The sequence below is a fragment of the Rossellomorea aquimaris genome (assembly GCF_001877785.1).
Classification (GTDB): Bacteria; Bacillota; Bacilli; order Bacillales; family Bacillaceae_B; genus Rossellomorea; species Rossellomorea aquimaris_A.
In genome coordinates this window covers 56,526-71,747 of the sequence record NZ_MINN01000096.1, presented here as the reverse complement: position 1 = coordinate 71,747, position 15,222 = coordinate 56,526, and the positions used below count along the sequence as shown (strand labels likewise).

Annotated in this window: 15 protein-coding genes; 14 read left to right on the top strand and 1 reads right to left on the bottom strand. The window is 44.7% G+C overall.

What is annotated here, in order from left to right; genetic code table 11:
• The first annotated feature begins 36 nt into the window (after positions 1 to 36).
• The 8 genes from grpE (at position 37) to deoC (ending at position 9,854) form a co-directional block, all read left to right on the top strand.
• Positions 37 to 600: a nucleotide exchange factor GrpE gene (grpE, locus tag BHE18_RS12880; protein ID WP_071618971.1), complete on the top strand. Its 564-nt coding sequence runs from the start codon at positions 37 to 39 to the stop codon at positions 598 to 600.
• 36 nt (positions 601 to 636) lie between these two features.
• A complete protein-coding gene (gene dnaK, locus BHE18_RS12875) occupies positions 637 to 2,466 on the top strand; it encodes a molecular chaperone DnaK (protein ID WP_058297819.1) in 1,830 nt (609 codons plus the stop codon).
• Positions 2,467 to 2,623: 157 nt separating this feature from the next.
• Entirely contained in the window at positions 2,624 to 3,751 is a 1,128-nt protein-coding gene (gene dnaJ / locus BHE18_RS12870) for a molecular chaperone DnaJ (RefSeq protein WP_071618970.1), read from the top strand.
• A 23-nt stretch (positions 3,752 to 3,774) separates the two neighbouring features.
• On the top strand, positions 3,775 to 4,722 hold the full coding sequence (prmA, locus tag BHE18_RS12865; protein ID WP_071618969.1) for a 50S ribosomal protein L11 methyltransferase: 948 nt from the start codon (positions 3,775 to 3,777) through the stop codon (positions 4,720 to 4,722).
• A 6-nt stretch (positions 4,723 to 4,728) separates the two neighbouring features.
• Positions 4,729 to 5,481: a 16S rRNA (uracil(1498)-N(3))-methyltransferase gene (locus BHE18_RS12860; protein ID WP_071618968.1), complete on the top strand. Its 753-nt coding sequence runs from the start codon at positions 4,729 to 4,731 to the stop codon at positions 5,479 to 5,481.
• 5 nt (positions 5,482 to 5,486) lie between these two features.
• The gene (mtaB, locus tag BHE18_RS12855; protein ID WP_071618967.1) at positions 5,487 to 6,833 is read left to right on the top strand and encodes a tRNA (N(6)-L-threonylcarbamoyladenosine(37)-C(2))-methylthiotransferase MtaB; all 1,347 of its coding nucleotides are present in this window, start codon (positions 5,487 to 5,489) and stop codon (positions 6,831 to 6,833) included.
• A gap of 500 nt (positions 6,834 to 7,333) precedes the next feature.
• Positions 7,334 to 8,995 carry a glycoside hydrolase family 13 protein gene (locus BHE18_RS12850; RefSeq protein WP_071618966.1) on the top strand — a complete coding sequence of 554 codons (1,662 nt, stop codon included), beginning with the start codon at positions 7,334 to 7,336 and terminating at the stop codon, positions 8,993 to 8,995.
• A gap of 187 nt (positions 8,996 to 9,182) precedes the next feature.
• Complete coding sequence (gene deoC / locus BHE18_RS12845; protein ID WP_071618965.1) at positions 9,183 to 9,854, top strand: deoxyribose-phosphate aldolase; 672 nt, start codon at positions 9,183 to 9,185, stop codon at positions 9,852 to 9,854.
• An 84-nt stretch (positions 9,855 to 9,938) separates the two neighbouring features.
• On the opposite strand, the gene BHE18_RS12840 is transcribed toward deoC, so the two are convergent.
• Positions 9,939 to 10,862 carry a Na/Pi symporter gene (locus tag BHE18_RS12840; protein ID WP_071618964.1) on the bottom strand — a complete coding sequence of 308 codons (924 nt, stop codon included), beginning with the start codon at positions 10,860 to 10,862 and terminating at the stop codon, positions 9,939 to 9,941.
• A gap of 329 nt (positions 10,863 to 11,191) precedes the next feature.
• Here BHE18_RS12840 and rpsU point away from each other — a divergent pair, with 329 nt between their 5' ends.
• From rpsU to yqfC, 6 genes are all read left to right on the top strand, one after another.
• On the top strand, positions 11,192 to 11,365 hold the full coding sequence (gene rpsU / locus BHE18_RS12835; protein ID WP_032087602.1) for a 30S ribosomal protein S21: 174 nt from the start codon (positions 11,192 to 11,194) through the stop codon (positions 11,363 to 11,365).
• A 14-nt stretch (positions 11,366 to 11,379) separates the two neighbouring features.
• Entirely contained in the window at positions 11,380 to 11,826 is a 447-nt protein-coding gene (locus tag BHE18_RS12830; protein WP_071618963.1) for a GatB/YqeY domain-containing protein, read from the top strand.
• 169 nt (positions 11,827 to 11,995) lie between these two features.
• The gene (locus BHE18_RS12825; protein WP_071618962.1) at positions 11,996 to 13,306 is read left to right on the top strand and encodes an NfeD family protein; all 1,311 of its coding nucleotides are present in this window, start codon (positions 11,996 to 11,998) and stop codon (positions 13,304 to 13,306) included.
• 108 nt (positions 13,307 to 13,414) lie between these two features.
• Positions 13,415 to 14,422 (top strand): flotillin-like protein FloA, encoded by a 1,008-nt coding sequence (gene floA, locus BHE18_RS12820; RefSeq protein ID WP_232353888.1) that lies wholly within the window; start codon positions 13,415 to 13,417, stop codon positions 14,420 to 14,422.
• A gap of 29 nt (positions 14,423 to 14,451) precedes the next feature.
• Positions 14,452 to 14,880, top strand: coding sequence for a hypothetical protein (locus BHE18_RS12815; protein ID WP_071618961.1), 429 nt, complete (start codon positions 14,452 to 14,454; stop codon positions 14,878 to 14,880).
• Between the two features lie 57 nt (positions 14,881 to 14,937).
• A complete protein-coding gene (gene yqfC, locus BHE18_RS12810; protein ID WP_071618960.1) occupies positions 14,938 to 15,222 on the top strand; it encodes a sporulation protein YqfC in 285 nt (94 codons plus the stop codon).

The following is a 15,222-nucleotide window of genomic DNA, read 5'->3' as shown; positions in this document are numbered from 1 at the left end:
GAAAACGCCGAACATTTTTGTAAGGAGGTGAACGTGATGTCTGAAGAAACAAAGAATCAGCAGGAAGAACAAGATCAAGCGAAGGCTGACAACGAAGAGGTTGTCGAAGAAGTATTCGCCGAAGAGCCTCAGGAGTCTGGGGAACAGGAATCAGATGAGCTTTCTCAACTGCAGGAAAAGCTTGATGAATCTGAAAATCGTTATCTTCGATTAAGAGCAGACTTTGATAATTTCCGCCGCCGCATAAATGCAGAAAATGAAGCGAAGGAAAAATATCGTGCTCAATCTCTTATCTCTGAACTTTTACCGGCACTGGATAATTTTGAACGTGCCTTGAATATAGAAGTTGATAATGATCAAACGAAAACACTCCTTCAAGGGATGGAAATGGTTCACCGCAGCCTGATTGAAGCCTTGAAGAAGGAAGGTGTGGAACCGATCGAGGCGGTCGGCCAGGAATTTGATCCTCATCTTCACCAAGCTGTCATGCAGACAGAAGATGAAAATTACGGCAGCAATATCGTCGTAGAAGAGTTCCAAAAAGGTTACAAGCTTAAGGACAGGGTAATCCGTCCATCAATGGTTAAAGTAAATCAATAATAGACATTACATATCATACAGGGAGGTAAAATGACGATGAGTAAAATTATCGGTATTGACTTAGGTACAACAAACTCTTGTGTATCCGTGCTTGAAGGCGGAGAACCAAAAGTAATTGCAAACGCGGAAGGCAACCGCACCACACCTTCAGTCGTTGCATTTAAAAATGGTGAAAAACAAGTAGGGGAAGTTGCAAAACGTCAAGCAATTACGAACCCGAACACGATCATATCAGTGAAGCGCCATATGGGAACTGATCACAAAGTAGAGGCGGAAGGCAAAGAATATACTCCTCAGGAAATATCTGCCATGATCCTTCAGCATTTGAAATCATATGCAGAAGACTATCTTGGTGAAAAAGTTGAAAAAGCGGTCATTACAGTACCTGCTTATTTCAATGACGCGGAACGCCAGGCAACAAAAGATGCTGGTAAAATCGCAGGTCTTGAAGTTGAACGTATCATCAACGAACCGACTGCCGCTGCACTTGCATACGGTTTGGATAAAATGGACGAAGATCAGACGATCCTTGTATACGACCTTGGCGGCGGTACATTCGACGTATCCATCCTTGAACTTGGCGACGGTGTATTCGAAGTGCGCTCAACAGCCGGTGACAACCGTTTAGGCGGAGATGACTTCGACCAAGTGATCATCGATTACTTAGTAGCAGAATTCAAGAAAGAAAACGGAATCGATCTTTCTAAAGATAAAATGGCCCTGCAGCGCCTTAAAGATGCAGCCGAGAAAGCGAAGAAAGACCTTTCAGGTGTTACATCAACACAAATCTCTCTTCCTTTCATCACAGCAGGTGAAGCAGGTCCCCTGCACTTGGAAGTAAACCTGACAAGAGCGAAATTCGAAGAACTTTCTTCTGATCTTGTAGAACGCACAATGGGACCAACTCGCCAGGCGATGAAAGATGCAGGTCTTTCTGCAAGCGAAATCGATAAAATCATCCTTGTTGGTGGTTCAACTCGTATCCCTGCAGTTCAGGAAGCAATCAGAAAAGAAACTGGCAAAGAGCCTTCTAAAGGTGTTAACCCTGATGAAGTAGTAGCAATGGGTGCAGCGATCCAAGGTGGAGTCCTTACAGGAGACGTTAAAGATGTAGTACTTCTTGACGTGACACCACTTTCTCTTGGTATTGAAACAATGGGAGGAGTATCTACGAAGCTGATCGAGCGCAATACGACGATCCCGACTTCCAAATCCCAAGTATTCTCAACTGCAGCTGACAACCAGACCGCTGTTGATATCCATGTACTTCAAGGTGAGCGTCCGATGGCAGCAGACAACAAAACGCTTGGCCGTTTCCAATTGTCTGATATCCCGCCGGCACCGCGCGGAGTACCGCAAATCGAAGTTAAATTCGATATTGATAAAAACGGTATCGTGAATGTCAGCGCCAAAGACCTTGGAACAGGCAAAGAGCAAAACATCACGATCAAATCTTCTACAGGTCTTTCTGAAGATGAAGTAGAACGCATGGTAAAAGAAGCGGAAGAAAACGCCGAAGCGGATAAAAAGCGCAAGGAAGAAGTTGAACTTCGCAATGAAGCAGATCAATTAGTATTCCAAACGGAAAAAACGCTTAAAGATCTTGAAGGCAAAGTGGACGAAGCAGAAGTGAAAAAAGCGGAAGATGCGAAAGCTGAACTGAAAGAAGCGATCGAAAAAGACGATCTTGATCTTATCCGTGAAAAGAAAGATGCACTACAGGAAATCGTTCAGGCATTGACTATGAAGCTGTATGAGCAAGCCCAGGCGGATGCGCAGGCAGCTCAAGGAGAAGAAGGTCAAGCCAAGCAGGACGATGATGTCGTAGATGCTGAGTATGAAGAAGTAAACGACGATAAGAAATAAGAGCAATGAATGAAAAAGTCAAAGTCAGGACGGTTCTTGGCTTTGGCTTTTTCTATGAGTATGTATATTTCTTAACGTTTCTATTGTTTTTATTGATAATCATTGGAGCTCAATGTTAAAATAACCTTTATGCAAACGATTCGGGAGTGGTGTTTTTATGAGTAAACGGGACTATTATGAAGTTCTGGGTGTCGGAAAAGGCGCCTCTAAAGATGAAATAAAAAAAGCATACCGCAAACTCTCCAAAAAATATCATCCTGATATTAATAAAGAGGCGGATGCAGACCAAAAGTTCAAAGAAATATCAGAAGCCTATGAAGTGTTGAGCGATGATCAAAAACGTGCTCAATATGACCGTTTCGGCCACACTGATCCAAACCAGGGATTCGGCGGAGGAGCCGACTTTGGAGGCGGCGGTTTCGGCGGCTTTGAAGATATCTTCAATACCTTCTTCGGCGGGGGCGGAGGACGCAGGAGAGATCCCAACGCACCGAGACAGGGTGCAGATCTCCAATATACGATGTCCCTGAAATTTGAAGAAGCCGTGTTCGGAAAAGAAACAGAAATTGAAATACCAAAAGAAGAAGAATGTGATACATGCCACGGCACAGGAGCGAAACCCGGCACGAAAGTCCATACATGCTCACATTGTAATGGATCCGGGCAATTGAATGTTGAACAGAACACTCCGTTCGGACGCATTGTAAACAGACGTGTATGCCATTACTGTAACGGTACAGGAAAAGAGATCAAAGAAAAATGTTCTACATGCGGCGGAGCAGGAAAAGTTCAAAAACGCCGAAAAATCAATGTGAAGATCCCTGCAGGCATCGACGATGGACAACAGCTTCGTGTTACCGGGCAAGGTGAGCCGGGCGTCAACGGAGGTCCTCCTGGAGATCTTTATGTCGTTTTCCATGTGCGTTCGCACGACTTCTTTGAGCGTAACGGCGACGACATCTACTGTGAAATGCCTGTCACTTTCGCACAAGCGGCGCTGGGGGATGAGATTGAAGTCCCTACATTGCACGGCAAGGTCAAATTGAAGGTGCCTGCCGGAACACAGACAGGAACCAGGTTCAGACTGAAAGGCAAAGGGGTTCCTAATGTCCGTGGTTATGGCACTGGAGATCAGAATGTCCAAGTGAAGGTCGTCACACCTACTAAATTGACTGAAAAACAAAAACAGCTTTTAAGAGAATTTGCTGATATCAGCGGCCAGGTGCCGGACGAACAGCACGAAAGCTTTTTTGACAAAGTAAAAAAAGCCTTTAAAGGCGAATAACTCAGAACGGAGTTGGTAGATCAATGAAATGGTCAGAAATTAGCATCCTTACAACAAACGAAGCAATTGAACCGGTCTCACATATCCTGCATGAATCAGGGGCAAGCGGAGTCGTCATCGAAGACCCGTTTGACTTGATAAAAGAAAGAGAGGACATGTTCGGGGAGATCTACCAACTCAATCCTGATGATTATCCAAGTGAAGGCGTTTTGGTAAAGGCCTATTTACCCGTCAATAGTTTCCTGGGGGAAACGGTGGAAGAAATCAAGCAGGGAATCACGAATCTCGTGACTTATGATATCGACATTGGTGAAAACAAAGTCGAGATATCGGAAGTGAATGAAGAGGAGTGGGCCACGGCATGGAAGAAATATTACCACCCTGTGAAAATTTCAGATAAATTCACGATTGTGCCTACCTGGGAGGACTATACACCGGTGCACAGTGATGAACTGATTATCGAACTCGATCCGGGGATGGCATTTGGAACAGGTACACATCCGACCACTGTCATGTGCATCCAGGCACTTGAACGCATCGTGAAGCCGCAGGACTCGGTGATTGATGTAGGAACGGGGTCAGGTGTCCTGTCCATCGCTGCTGCGATGCTGGCTGCTTCCGAAGTGAAAGCCTATGACCTTGACGAGGTAGCCGTGAAATCAGCGCGATTAAATGTTAAGCTGAATAAAGTACAGGACAGGGTAACGGTTGATCAAAATAATCTTTTGAACGGTATTGCGGCTGAGGCAGATGTCATCGTAGCCAATATTTTGGCGGAAATCATCCTGCGCTTTACAGAAGATGCATTTCAGCTTGTGAAGCCGGGCGGATATTTCATCACATCAGGAATCATCCAGCCCAAGAAACAAGAGGTAAAGGAAGCCCTTGAACATGCAGGGTTCCTGATTGAAGAAGTAATGGTGATGGAAGACTGGGTAGCCATCATTGCTCAAAAACCTATGGTGGAGTGAGGCAGCATGCAGCGATATTTCATTCATAAACGATACAGTGAATCTTCTCCGGTCATCATTACCGGGGAAGATTATCATCATATTGTACGTGTCATGCGGATGAAAGAAGATGACCATATCTTTGTGGTGTTCCCCGATCAATCCTCTGCTGTTGCCCGAATTGAAACGATTTCCAGTGACTCGGTGGAAGCCGTGGTAGTAGAATGGGAAACAGATTCGAAAGAGCTTCCAGTCAAGGTTGCTATTGCGAGCGGGCTGCCGAAAGGGGATAAATTGGAACTAATCTTCCAAAAGGGAACGGAGCTTGGGGCAGATCAATTTATCCCTTTTACCGCGGATCGCTCCATCGTGAAATGGGATGAAAAAAAGGCGAAGAAAAAACTCGACCGCTGGGAAAAGATCGTGAAGGAAGCGGCAGAGCAGTCTCACAGGAATGTCGTGCCTTCCGTTTCTTCCCCCGTTTCATTTAAAGAATTATTGACTCTGAGTAAGCAATTTGACTATACACTTGTGGCTTACGAAGAAGAGGCACGGTCCGGGGAGAAAAGCAATCTTTCTAAGACCCTGGGTACTGTCAATGAAGGAGAGAGCATCCTTGTTGTGTTCGGTCCGGAGGGCGGTTTGACTGAAGATGAGGTCGGACGCTGCAGGCAGGAAGGCTTTTTAATATGCGGTCTTGGTCCGAGGATCTTACGGACAGAGACGGCTCCTTTGTATGTTCTTTCCGCCATGAGCTATCAATTAGAATTAATGAGGTGATTGTAATGCCATCAGTAGCGTTTCACACATTAGGCTGTAAAGTGAACCACTATGAGACGGAAGCCATTTGGCAATTATTCAAAGAAGAAGGATATGAACGTGTCGACTATGATTCAATAGCCGATGTTTATGTCATTAATACATGTACTGTAACGAATACCGGCGACAAGAAAAGCAGACAGGTCATCCGCCGTGCGATCAGAAAGAATCCTGACGGCGTCATCTGTGTCACAGGATGCTATGCCCAGACATCACCAGGCGAAATCATGGCCATCCCGGGAGTAGATGTTGTCGTCGGGACCCAGGACCGCCGCAAGATGCTGGAGTATATCGATGAATACAAACAGGAACGTCAGCCGATCAATGGCGTAACCAATATCATGAAGAACCGTGTGTATGAAGAACTTGATGTACCTGCGTTCACGGACCGTACACGCGCTTCCCTGAAGATTCAGGAAGGCTGCAATAACTTCTGTACATTCTGCATCATTCCATGGGCACGCGGTTTGATGAGATCCCGTGACCCTGAAGAAGTGGTGAAACAGGCTCAGCAGCTTGTCGATGCAGGCTACAAGGAAATCGTATTGACCGGCATCCACACAGGCGGGTATGGAGAGGACATGAAAGACTATAATCTTGCCATGCTTCTTCGCGATCTTGAGCAAAATGTAAAAGGCTTGAAGCGGATCCGTATTTCCTCCATTGAAGCCAGTCAGCTGACGGATGAAGTCATCGAAGTGATCGATCAATCGAATATCGTAGTCCGTCATCTGCACGTTCCCCTTCAATCGGGATCCAATACGGTCCTCAAGAGAATGCGCAGAAAGTACACAATGGAATTCTTTGCAGAAAGACTTGAAAAGCTTAAAAAAGCACTTCCTGGTCTGGCTGTAACATCTGATGTCATCGTCGGATTCCCCGGTGAGACAGAAGAAGAATTCATGGAAACTTACAATTTCATTAAAGAACATAAATTTTCAGAGCTTCATGTATTCCCATATTCCAAGCGTACCGGCACACCGGCCGCGCGTATGGATGACCAGATTGATGAAGAAGTGAAAAATGAGCGCGTTCACCGCCTGATTGAACTATCGAATCAACTGGCAAAAGAATATGCGTCAAACTTTGAGGATGAAGTGCTTGAAGCCATCCCTGAAGAAGTATATGATGACGGCCGCTATGTAGGTTATACAGACAATTACCTGAAAGTCGTCTTCCCTGCCACGGAAGAAATGATCGGTCAGCTTGTTAAAGTGAAGATCACCAAAGCAGGTTATCCGCTTAATGAAGGTCAGTTTGTGCGGGTGCTCGAAGATCATAATGAAAACAGCAGTAAAAAAGCTGCGATTTAAATAATTTTTATGCAGAATTCCTACGGAAGTGTGAGCTTTCGAAGGAATTCTGTATTTTTTAAGGTACAGGCATATTTTGCCGGGGACATATAGGGGAGCTGGTTATATATGCTTGAATCTGGAGCTTTATGCTCCAAATCGAAAATATATGCTCCAAATCAAAGTTTTATGCTCTAATTCACGAAAATATCCTCTAATATAATAATTCTAATTTAGTGAAACCATATCCCCCTGCTTCCAGCTTCCATCAACCACTTTCTAAAAATTATCTATTGCTAAGAAAGGATTTAGGTTGTAAACTAGTAATGTTCATATCAAAGAGGTATTTTATTTTTTTTAGCTATTTCGTGCAAACGATTGCGCATTGGTTACGCTTGTTGTAACCACGACTGTTGAGGCGCAGCAAGCCAAGTGCACCAGTAAGAAGTTCCACTGAAGAGATATTTGGCAAAAACAAAATGTAAGCGTTTGTACTTATAATAATTTGATGAGGTGTTACGATGGAAAAGGCATGGCGAAGAGAAGCTGTCGGCTATCAGATTTATCCAAGGAGTTTTCAGGATTCAAATGGGGACGGGATTGGAGATCTGCAGGGAGTCATTCAGCGGCTTGATTATATTAAAGACCTGGGTATAGATGTCATTTGGATCTGTCCGATGTATAAGTCACCTAATGATGACAACGGATATGATATTTCCGATTATCAAGATATAATGGAAGATTTTGGAACGATGGAAGATTTTGATCAACTGCTGGAAGAAGTACACAGCCGTGATATGAAACTGATCATCGATCTTGTACTCAATCATACTAGTGATGAGCATCCATGGTTCATTGAATCAGCAAGCTCAAAGGATAATCCGAAGCGCGACTGGTATATTTGGCGGGACGCCAAAGGAGGCAGGGAACCGAATAACTGGGAAAGTATTTTCGGAGGTTCTGCCTGGAAGTATGATGATAAGACCGATCAGTACTTCCTTCACGTATTTTCAACCAAACAGCCTGATCTGAACTGGGAAAATGAAGAAGTCCGCGATGCTTTGTACGACACAGTAAACTGGTGGCTTGACAAAGGGATCGACGGATTCCGCATCGATGCAATCAGCCATATTAAAAAGCGACCGGGTCTCCCTGATATGCCCAACCCTAAAAAGAAAAAGTATGTGTCTTCATTTGATATGCATATGAATCAAAAAGGTATTCACACTTTTCTTCAAGAATTCAAAGACCGTACGTATTCGAACTATGATGTCATGACGGTCGGCGAAGCAAACGGAGTAAAGGCTGATGAGGCGGAGCTGTGGGTCGGAAAAGAAAACGGGAAAATGGATATGATATTCCAGTTTGAGCATTTGGGATTATGGGATGCCGAAACAAACCCGGATCTGGATATCGTGGAACTGAAGAAAGTCCTGACCCGCTGGCAAAAGGGTCTTGAAGGTAATGGCTGGAATGCCCTTTTCATTGAGAATCATGATAAGGCCCGTGTCGTTTCGACATGGGGGAACGATCAGGAATACTGGAAAGAGAGCGCCACGGCAATGGCAGCGATGTACTTCCTGATGCAGGGGACCCCGTTCATCTATCAGGGTCAGGAAATCGGAATGACCAATGTCCACTTCCCTTCCATCGAAGACTACGATGATGTTGCCGTGAAGAATCTGTACAGGTTAAAACGCGAAGAAGGCGTGAAGCATGAGGATATCATGGAAATCATATGGGCTTCATCCAGGGACAACAGCCGCACACCGATGCAATGGTCAGGTGAAGAAAACAGCGGTTTTACAACCGGTACACCATGGATGAAGGTGAATCCGAATTATAAAACAATCAATGTAAAAGCTCAGGAGAAGGATGAGCACTCGATCCTTTCTTTCTATAAGAAAATGATTTCACTCAAGAAAGAAGAAGATGTCTTCACATATGGGATTTATGACCTGCTTCTCCCTGAAGACGAACAGATTTACGCATACACACGCACCGGTGAAAAGGACAAAATGCTTGTGGTGACAAACCTTTCAACTGCAGATGCCGTTTGTGAACTTGATTTCAAGGTATCATCCGAAAACCTGCTGCTGGCAAATCACGCAGTCGAAGCACATACTTCTGCAAGCGAATTGAACTTAAAGCCATACGAAGCGAGAGTCTATCGGGTAAAATGATAATGTAGAGAAGCTGCCGGGGATGACGACCGGCAGCTTTTTTTGAAAGAACATACCACTTAATGTAACCACTTACAAAAAAGATACATTCCCAGCAAAAAAACGGGATATCCTAAAATAAAAACTCGTTTTTTATTGTCTGTTTTGGTATCATATTAGAGGTACGGACAACTGTTAAAGGAGAGATATGACTATGAATATTGCAAGTATGATCGATCATACTTTACTTAAACCAGAATCAACGAAAGATCAAGTTGAAGTTCTTTGCCAGGAAGCGAAAGAATTCAAGTTTGCATCTGTATGCGTGAATCCGACTTGGGTGAACTATTCAAGCGAACTTTTAAAAGGTACAGAAGTTAAGGTCTGCACTGTAATCGGCTTCCCACTAGGAGCTTCCACTCCTGAAACAAAAGCATTTGAAACAAAGGATGCCATTGAAAAAGGTGCAACTGAAGTGGACATGGTCATCAATATCGGTGCTTTGAAGAGCGGCGACTTCGACCTGGTGAAGCGTGACATTGAAGCTGTTGTTGCAGCTTCAAAAGGAAAAGCATTATCAAAAGTCATCATTGAAACTTGCCTGTTGACTGATGAAGAAAAAGTTAAAGCTTGTGAATTATCAGTTGAAGCAGGTGCGGATTATGTGAAAACTTCTACTGGATTCTCGACAGGCGGGGCTACTGTTGAAGATATCGCTCTGATGAGAAAGACAGTAGGACCTGATATCGGCGTCAAGGCTTCAGGCGGAGTTCGTTCTGCCGAAGATGCACAGGCGATGATCGATGCGGGGGCGACCCGTCTTGGAGCAAGCTCAGGTGTGAAAATTGTACAAGGATTGACAAGTGATTCTGATTATTAATCAGTGAAAGTAAAAGCCGGATGAATCCAAATCATCCGGCTTTTTCATATTTATCAGCAGGCATCGGGGGAAAGTGTATGCCTGTTATCTCCGCAGGTGCACTCTCTCAATAAACCCGGCAAATTTATAGGCGAATGGGAGGACCAGCAGGGAACAGATCAGATTGAAAATTACACTTGCATGTGCAAGCTGAAGGTCAGGTGAACTGGCAAGCCCTTGGACGATGGTTCCCAGCAGCGGGATAAGAGGAATGAATACCAGTACACCGATTACATTGAGCCAGATATGGGCAAAAGCCGTCAGCCTTGCCTGCACCCCGCCCCCTATGCTTGCGATGAATGCAGTGATGCATGTACCGATATTAGCGCCAAGCATGATGGCGATGCCGGCATGGAGGTCGATTGACTGTGCAGCAAGGAATCCCATCGTGACCCCGGTGACAACGGTGCTCGATTGGATGATGGCTGTCAGGATGCACCCTATGAGGAGTGCGGTCAGCAGATGATCGTTCATTTTCTCAATGTATGCATGGAGAAGGGGGTGGGTCGTAAGGGGTGCTGCAACCCATTGAATTCCCTGAATGGATGCAAAGATCATACCGAAACCCGTGAAGATGAACCCGATACTCCTTAAAGTGTCTTTTTTGAATGCGATCAGAATACACCCGATAATGATCGAAGGTACGATGAGATAATTCATATTCAAAGTGAACATTTCAAGAGTAAAGGTCGTTCCGATATTTGAACCGAGCATGATCCCGATAGTCTGTCTGAATGGAATGATTCCTGAAGAGGCAAGGCCGACGGTGAGGACCATCACTGCCGAGCTGCTGTGAATGAATGCGGTCACAACGGTGCCGGTGGCTGCCCCTTTGACAGGGTTGTCAGTGAGAAAATGAAGCCATTTCTTCACTTTCATGCTTGCGATATTAAATAATCCAGACCGAAGCCAGAGCATACCCAACAAGAAACATAATATAAGCAAGATGAATAAAATAAGGTTCAACATGATACTGCTCCCTCCACTCCGGTACATGCTTACCACTAATGTATGGGAGCAAGGTGGGAGACATGCCTAATAATACAAGCAATTACGCAGAAATTGTTGACCTGCACGCAGACATATATTATAATGGCAAAGTACATGGATTTCTTTATATTTCAAGAAATTCATCTAAGAAAGACATACACTTTCTGTCCCCTTGTGACAAAGAAACAAGGGCTAAGCCAAACCTATTGGTAAAGTAAAAGGACGATTATTGTCCTTGGAAAAATGGTGCTATCCATTTTCTGACTTGAACATGTAAGTGTAGTGTGTTCGGAGGGAGGGAAAGAGAGATGTCAAAAACAGTTGTTCGTAAAAACGAATCGCTTGAAGATGCTCTTCGTCGCTTCAAACGCTCAGTTTCTAAAACAGGAACTTTACAAGAGTTTAGAAAGCGCGAATTTTATGAAAAGCCAAGCGTAAAACGCAAAAAGAAATCAGAAGCTGCAAGAAAGCGTAAGTTCTAAGAGAGGGTGTAACCATGAGTCTTCTCAATCGTTTAAATGATGATATGAAACAAGCGATGAAAAATAAAGAAAAAGAGAAACTTTCCGTGATCCGCATGCTTAAGGCTGCACTTCAAAATGAAGCCATTAAGTTTGGAAAACAGGAGCTCTCTGAAGACGAAGAGTTGACTGTCCTTTCTCGAGAAGTCAAGCAACGGAAAGACTCCCTCCATGAATTTACGAAAGCCGGTCGTGACGATCTGGCAGAGAAAATTCAAACAGAACTGACTTACGTCGAAATATATATGCCTAAACAGCTTTCTGAAGAAGAGATTTCAGCCATTGTTCAGGAAACGATGGTTGAGGTTGGTGCTTCTTCAAAGGCTGACATGGGTAAAGTGATGGGGGCTATCATGCCTAAAGTTAAAGGGAAAGCTGATGGAGCTCTCGTCAACAAACTTGTTCTTCAACATCTATCATAACAACCAAAACCGAGAAGCCGTGCGTTTCTCGGTTTTTTTTGATTCTCATGTAAGACCTTTCATTCATCATTCTCACCCTTAAAATTTTATTTTATAAAAAATGAAACTTTTTAAATGGTTCATTCGTACATAAACTAGCAAGGAATATGATTGAAACGAGGGGGTTAAGGTGAGAAGGAGTATACTGATCTTTTATATGATAATCCTTGGGTTCAGTTTTTTGCTTCCCCTGTCCGGTTTTGCCGAAGGGGATAAAAGTGTCTATGTGATACCCATTCAAAAAGAAGTCGAAAAAGGCCTTCATGCATTTCTTCAACGCGCACTGGAGGATGCTGAGGAAAATGGGGCTGAAACGATCATTTTTGATATCGATACACCTGGAGGTCTGGTCGATGCGGCCGGGGATATCGGTCAGCTGCTAGATGGTGTGGAAGCCGATACGGTTGCCTTCGTCAATAACAATGCATTATCGGCAGGGGCATTCATCGCTCTGCACGCGGATAAAATCTATATGGTTCCGAATGGACATATCGGTTCCGCGGCAGTCATCGACCAAGCAGGGAACGCAGCCGATAAAAAAGCCCAAAGCTATTGGCTGTCGGCTATGAAGAGTGCAGCTGAATCAAGTGGCAGAGATCCGCTTTATGCGCTTGCCATGGCAGACGAAAATGTCGAAATCCCTGAACTTGGAGTTAAAAAAGGTGAGCTTTTGACTCTTGGCTCGAAGGAAGCCAAAAAAATCGGCTATTCAGAAGGTACGGTCAAAAACCTTGATGAGCTGTATGGGGAGCTTGGGATTGATAAGGCTTCGGTCCAGGTTGTGGAGGAATCGTTTGCTGAGAAGCTGGCACGCTTCATCACGAATCCAATCGTAGTGCCCATTCTGTTGTCATTGGCGAGTTTAGGGCTTGTGGTCGAGTTATATTCACCCGGCTTCGGTGTGGCCGGCTCCATCGGTCTGGTATCGCTGCTATTATTCTTCTACGGCCATCTGGTCGCGGGTCTTGCCGGTTATGAAACGATCATTCTTTTTGTAATCGGGATCATACTGATCATCGCAGAATTCTTCCTTCCCGGCGGAATAGCGGGAGGCCTCGGGGCCGCTGCGGTAATCGGCAGTATCATGCTTGCGGGAGGGAACATCATGCAAATGGGAATTTCCATTCTGATTGCGTTATTGATTGCTGTGATTGCCATGATTATATTTGTAAAGGTGTTTGGTAAGAAGATGAAACTATTCAATAAGATTATTTTGAAAGACTCAACCAATACCGAAAGCGGTTATGTCTCGAATACGAACAGATTGGAACTCATCGGAAAGACGGGCGTGACCAAAACTCCGCTGCGGCCGTCGGGGACCATCATCATAGAAGATGAAAGAATCGATGCTGTTACCGAGGGCGGTTATATCGCCGTTAATCAACAAGTGAAAGTCGTGAAAGTCGAAGGTTCCCGGATCGTGGTGAGGGACATTTCATAAAGGCTTTTGCCCAAAGGTCATGAAAAAGTGGATCCAGATTTAAACCCTTTAGTTCTATAACGATGAACTGAAGAGGAAATCATAATAATTTTTCAGGAGGATGATTACATGGTAATCGGACCAAGTACCATTTTATTGATTGTGGCCATTGTAGTAGGGTTTATTCTACTGGCTGTATTATTTACATTTGTACCTGTCATGCTGTGGATTTCAGCTATTGCGGCAGGCGTGAGAATCAGCATCTTCACCTTGATCGGGATGAGGCTCCGCCGGGTTATCCCGAGCAGGGTCATCAATCCGCTCATCAAAGCTCACAAAGCCGGGATCAATGTCACCATCAATCAGCTTGAAAGTCATTATCTTGCAGGTGGTAACGTCGATCGCGTCGTGAATGCTTTGATTGCCGCACACCGTGCAAATATTGAATTGACCTTTGAACGCTGTGCAGCGATCGACCTCGCTGGACGCGACGTCCTTGAAGCCGTTCAAATGAGTGTTAATCCGAAAGTGATCGAAACACCATTCATCGCCGGTGTGGCGATGGACGGGATTGAAGTGAAAGCAAAGGCACGTATCACTGTCCGCGCTAACATTGACCGTCTTGTCGGGGGAGCCGGCGAAGAAACAATCGTTGCCCGTGTAGGTGAAGGTATCGTTTCTACGATTGGTTCATCCGATAATCATAAAAAGGTTCTGGAAAACCCGGATATGATTTCTCAGACCGTCCTCTCCAAAGGTCTTGATGCCGGTACTGCATTTGAAATCCTTTCGATCGATATCGCGGATGTCGATATCGGCAAGAATATCGGTGCCGAACTTCAGACAGAACAGGCAGAAGCGGATAAGAACATTGCGCAGGCCAAAGCAGAAGAAAGAAGAGCGATGGCCGTAGCGAACGAACAGGAAATGAAAGCCAGAGTAGAAGAAATGAGAGCCAAGGTAGTGGAAGCGGAAGCAGAAGTTCCACTTGCTATGGCTGAAGCACTCCGTTCGGGCAATATCGGTGTGATGGATTACATGAATATCAAGAACATCGATGCCGACACGGATATGAGGGACTCCATTGGAAAACTAACGGGTGATAAAAAGGATGGAAAAAATCCGAAAGGTGAATAATATCCCCGGGTGAGAAAGGAGACTTCTCCATGGAAGGACTAATCATCGCCATCATCATCGGGCTAGTGACGACAATTTTCAATCGGGTGAAAGAATCGACTTCTGAGGAAAACAGACCAAAGCCAAAGCCGATATCAGCAGGAAATCCTGCACCGACGTACAGGGAGGAGCCCCGTACAAAACGGAAGCCCTTGCGTGAAAAGCCTGTTTATACTCTTCAGCCACAGTTCGAAGAGAAAAAGAAAGATATCGAGAGTAAGTACGCTCAGTTGAAGAAGCAGGAAAGCGACTATAAGGAACAGAGTAAGATGCAGCGCAGCAAGGTGAATTCCATCAAAGATAGGAAGAATTCACAATACTCCATTGACTTCGGGAACCAGGATGACATCGTAAAAGGGTTCATCTTCTCTGAAGTCTTCGGCCCGCCGCGTGCAAAAAAACCGCAACATCGAAAATAACAGTGATGAATCCCCTTTTCATTTCATAAATATGAGATGAAAGGGGGTTCTTTTTTTATGGCGAAAAATTGGGTGCAGCAAATGCGAAAATGGATGACGCAGACCATGGACCTGCCTGAAGATGTCATGATGGACCTTCCGCGCGTCACAATGATTGGACAAATCCATATCTATATAGAAAACCACCGGGGACTGCTGACGTTCACCGATCGTGAAGTGAGGCTTCTGCTTAAGCAGGGACAATTATTGATCAGAGGAGAACAATTTGTTATTAAGATGATCCTGCCGGAAGAAATACTGCTCCAGGGAAAAATCGTCGAAGTCACTTATTTGGATAACTAG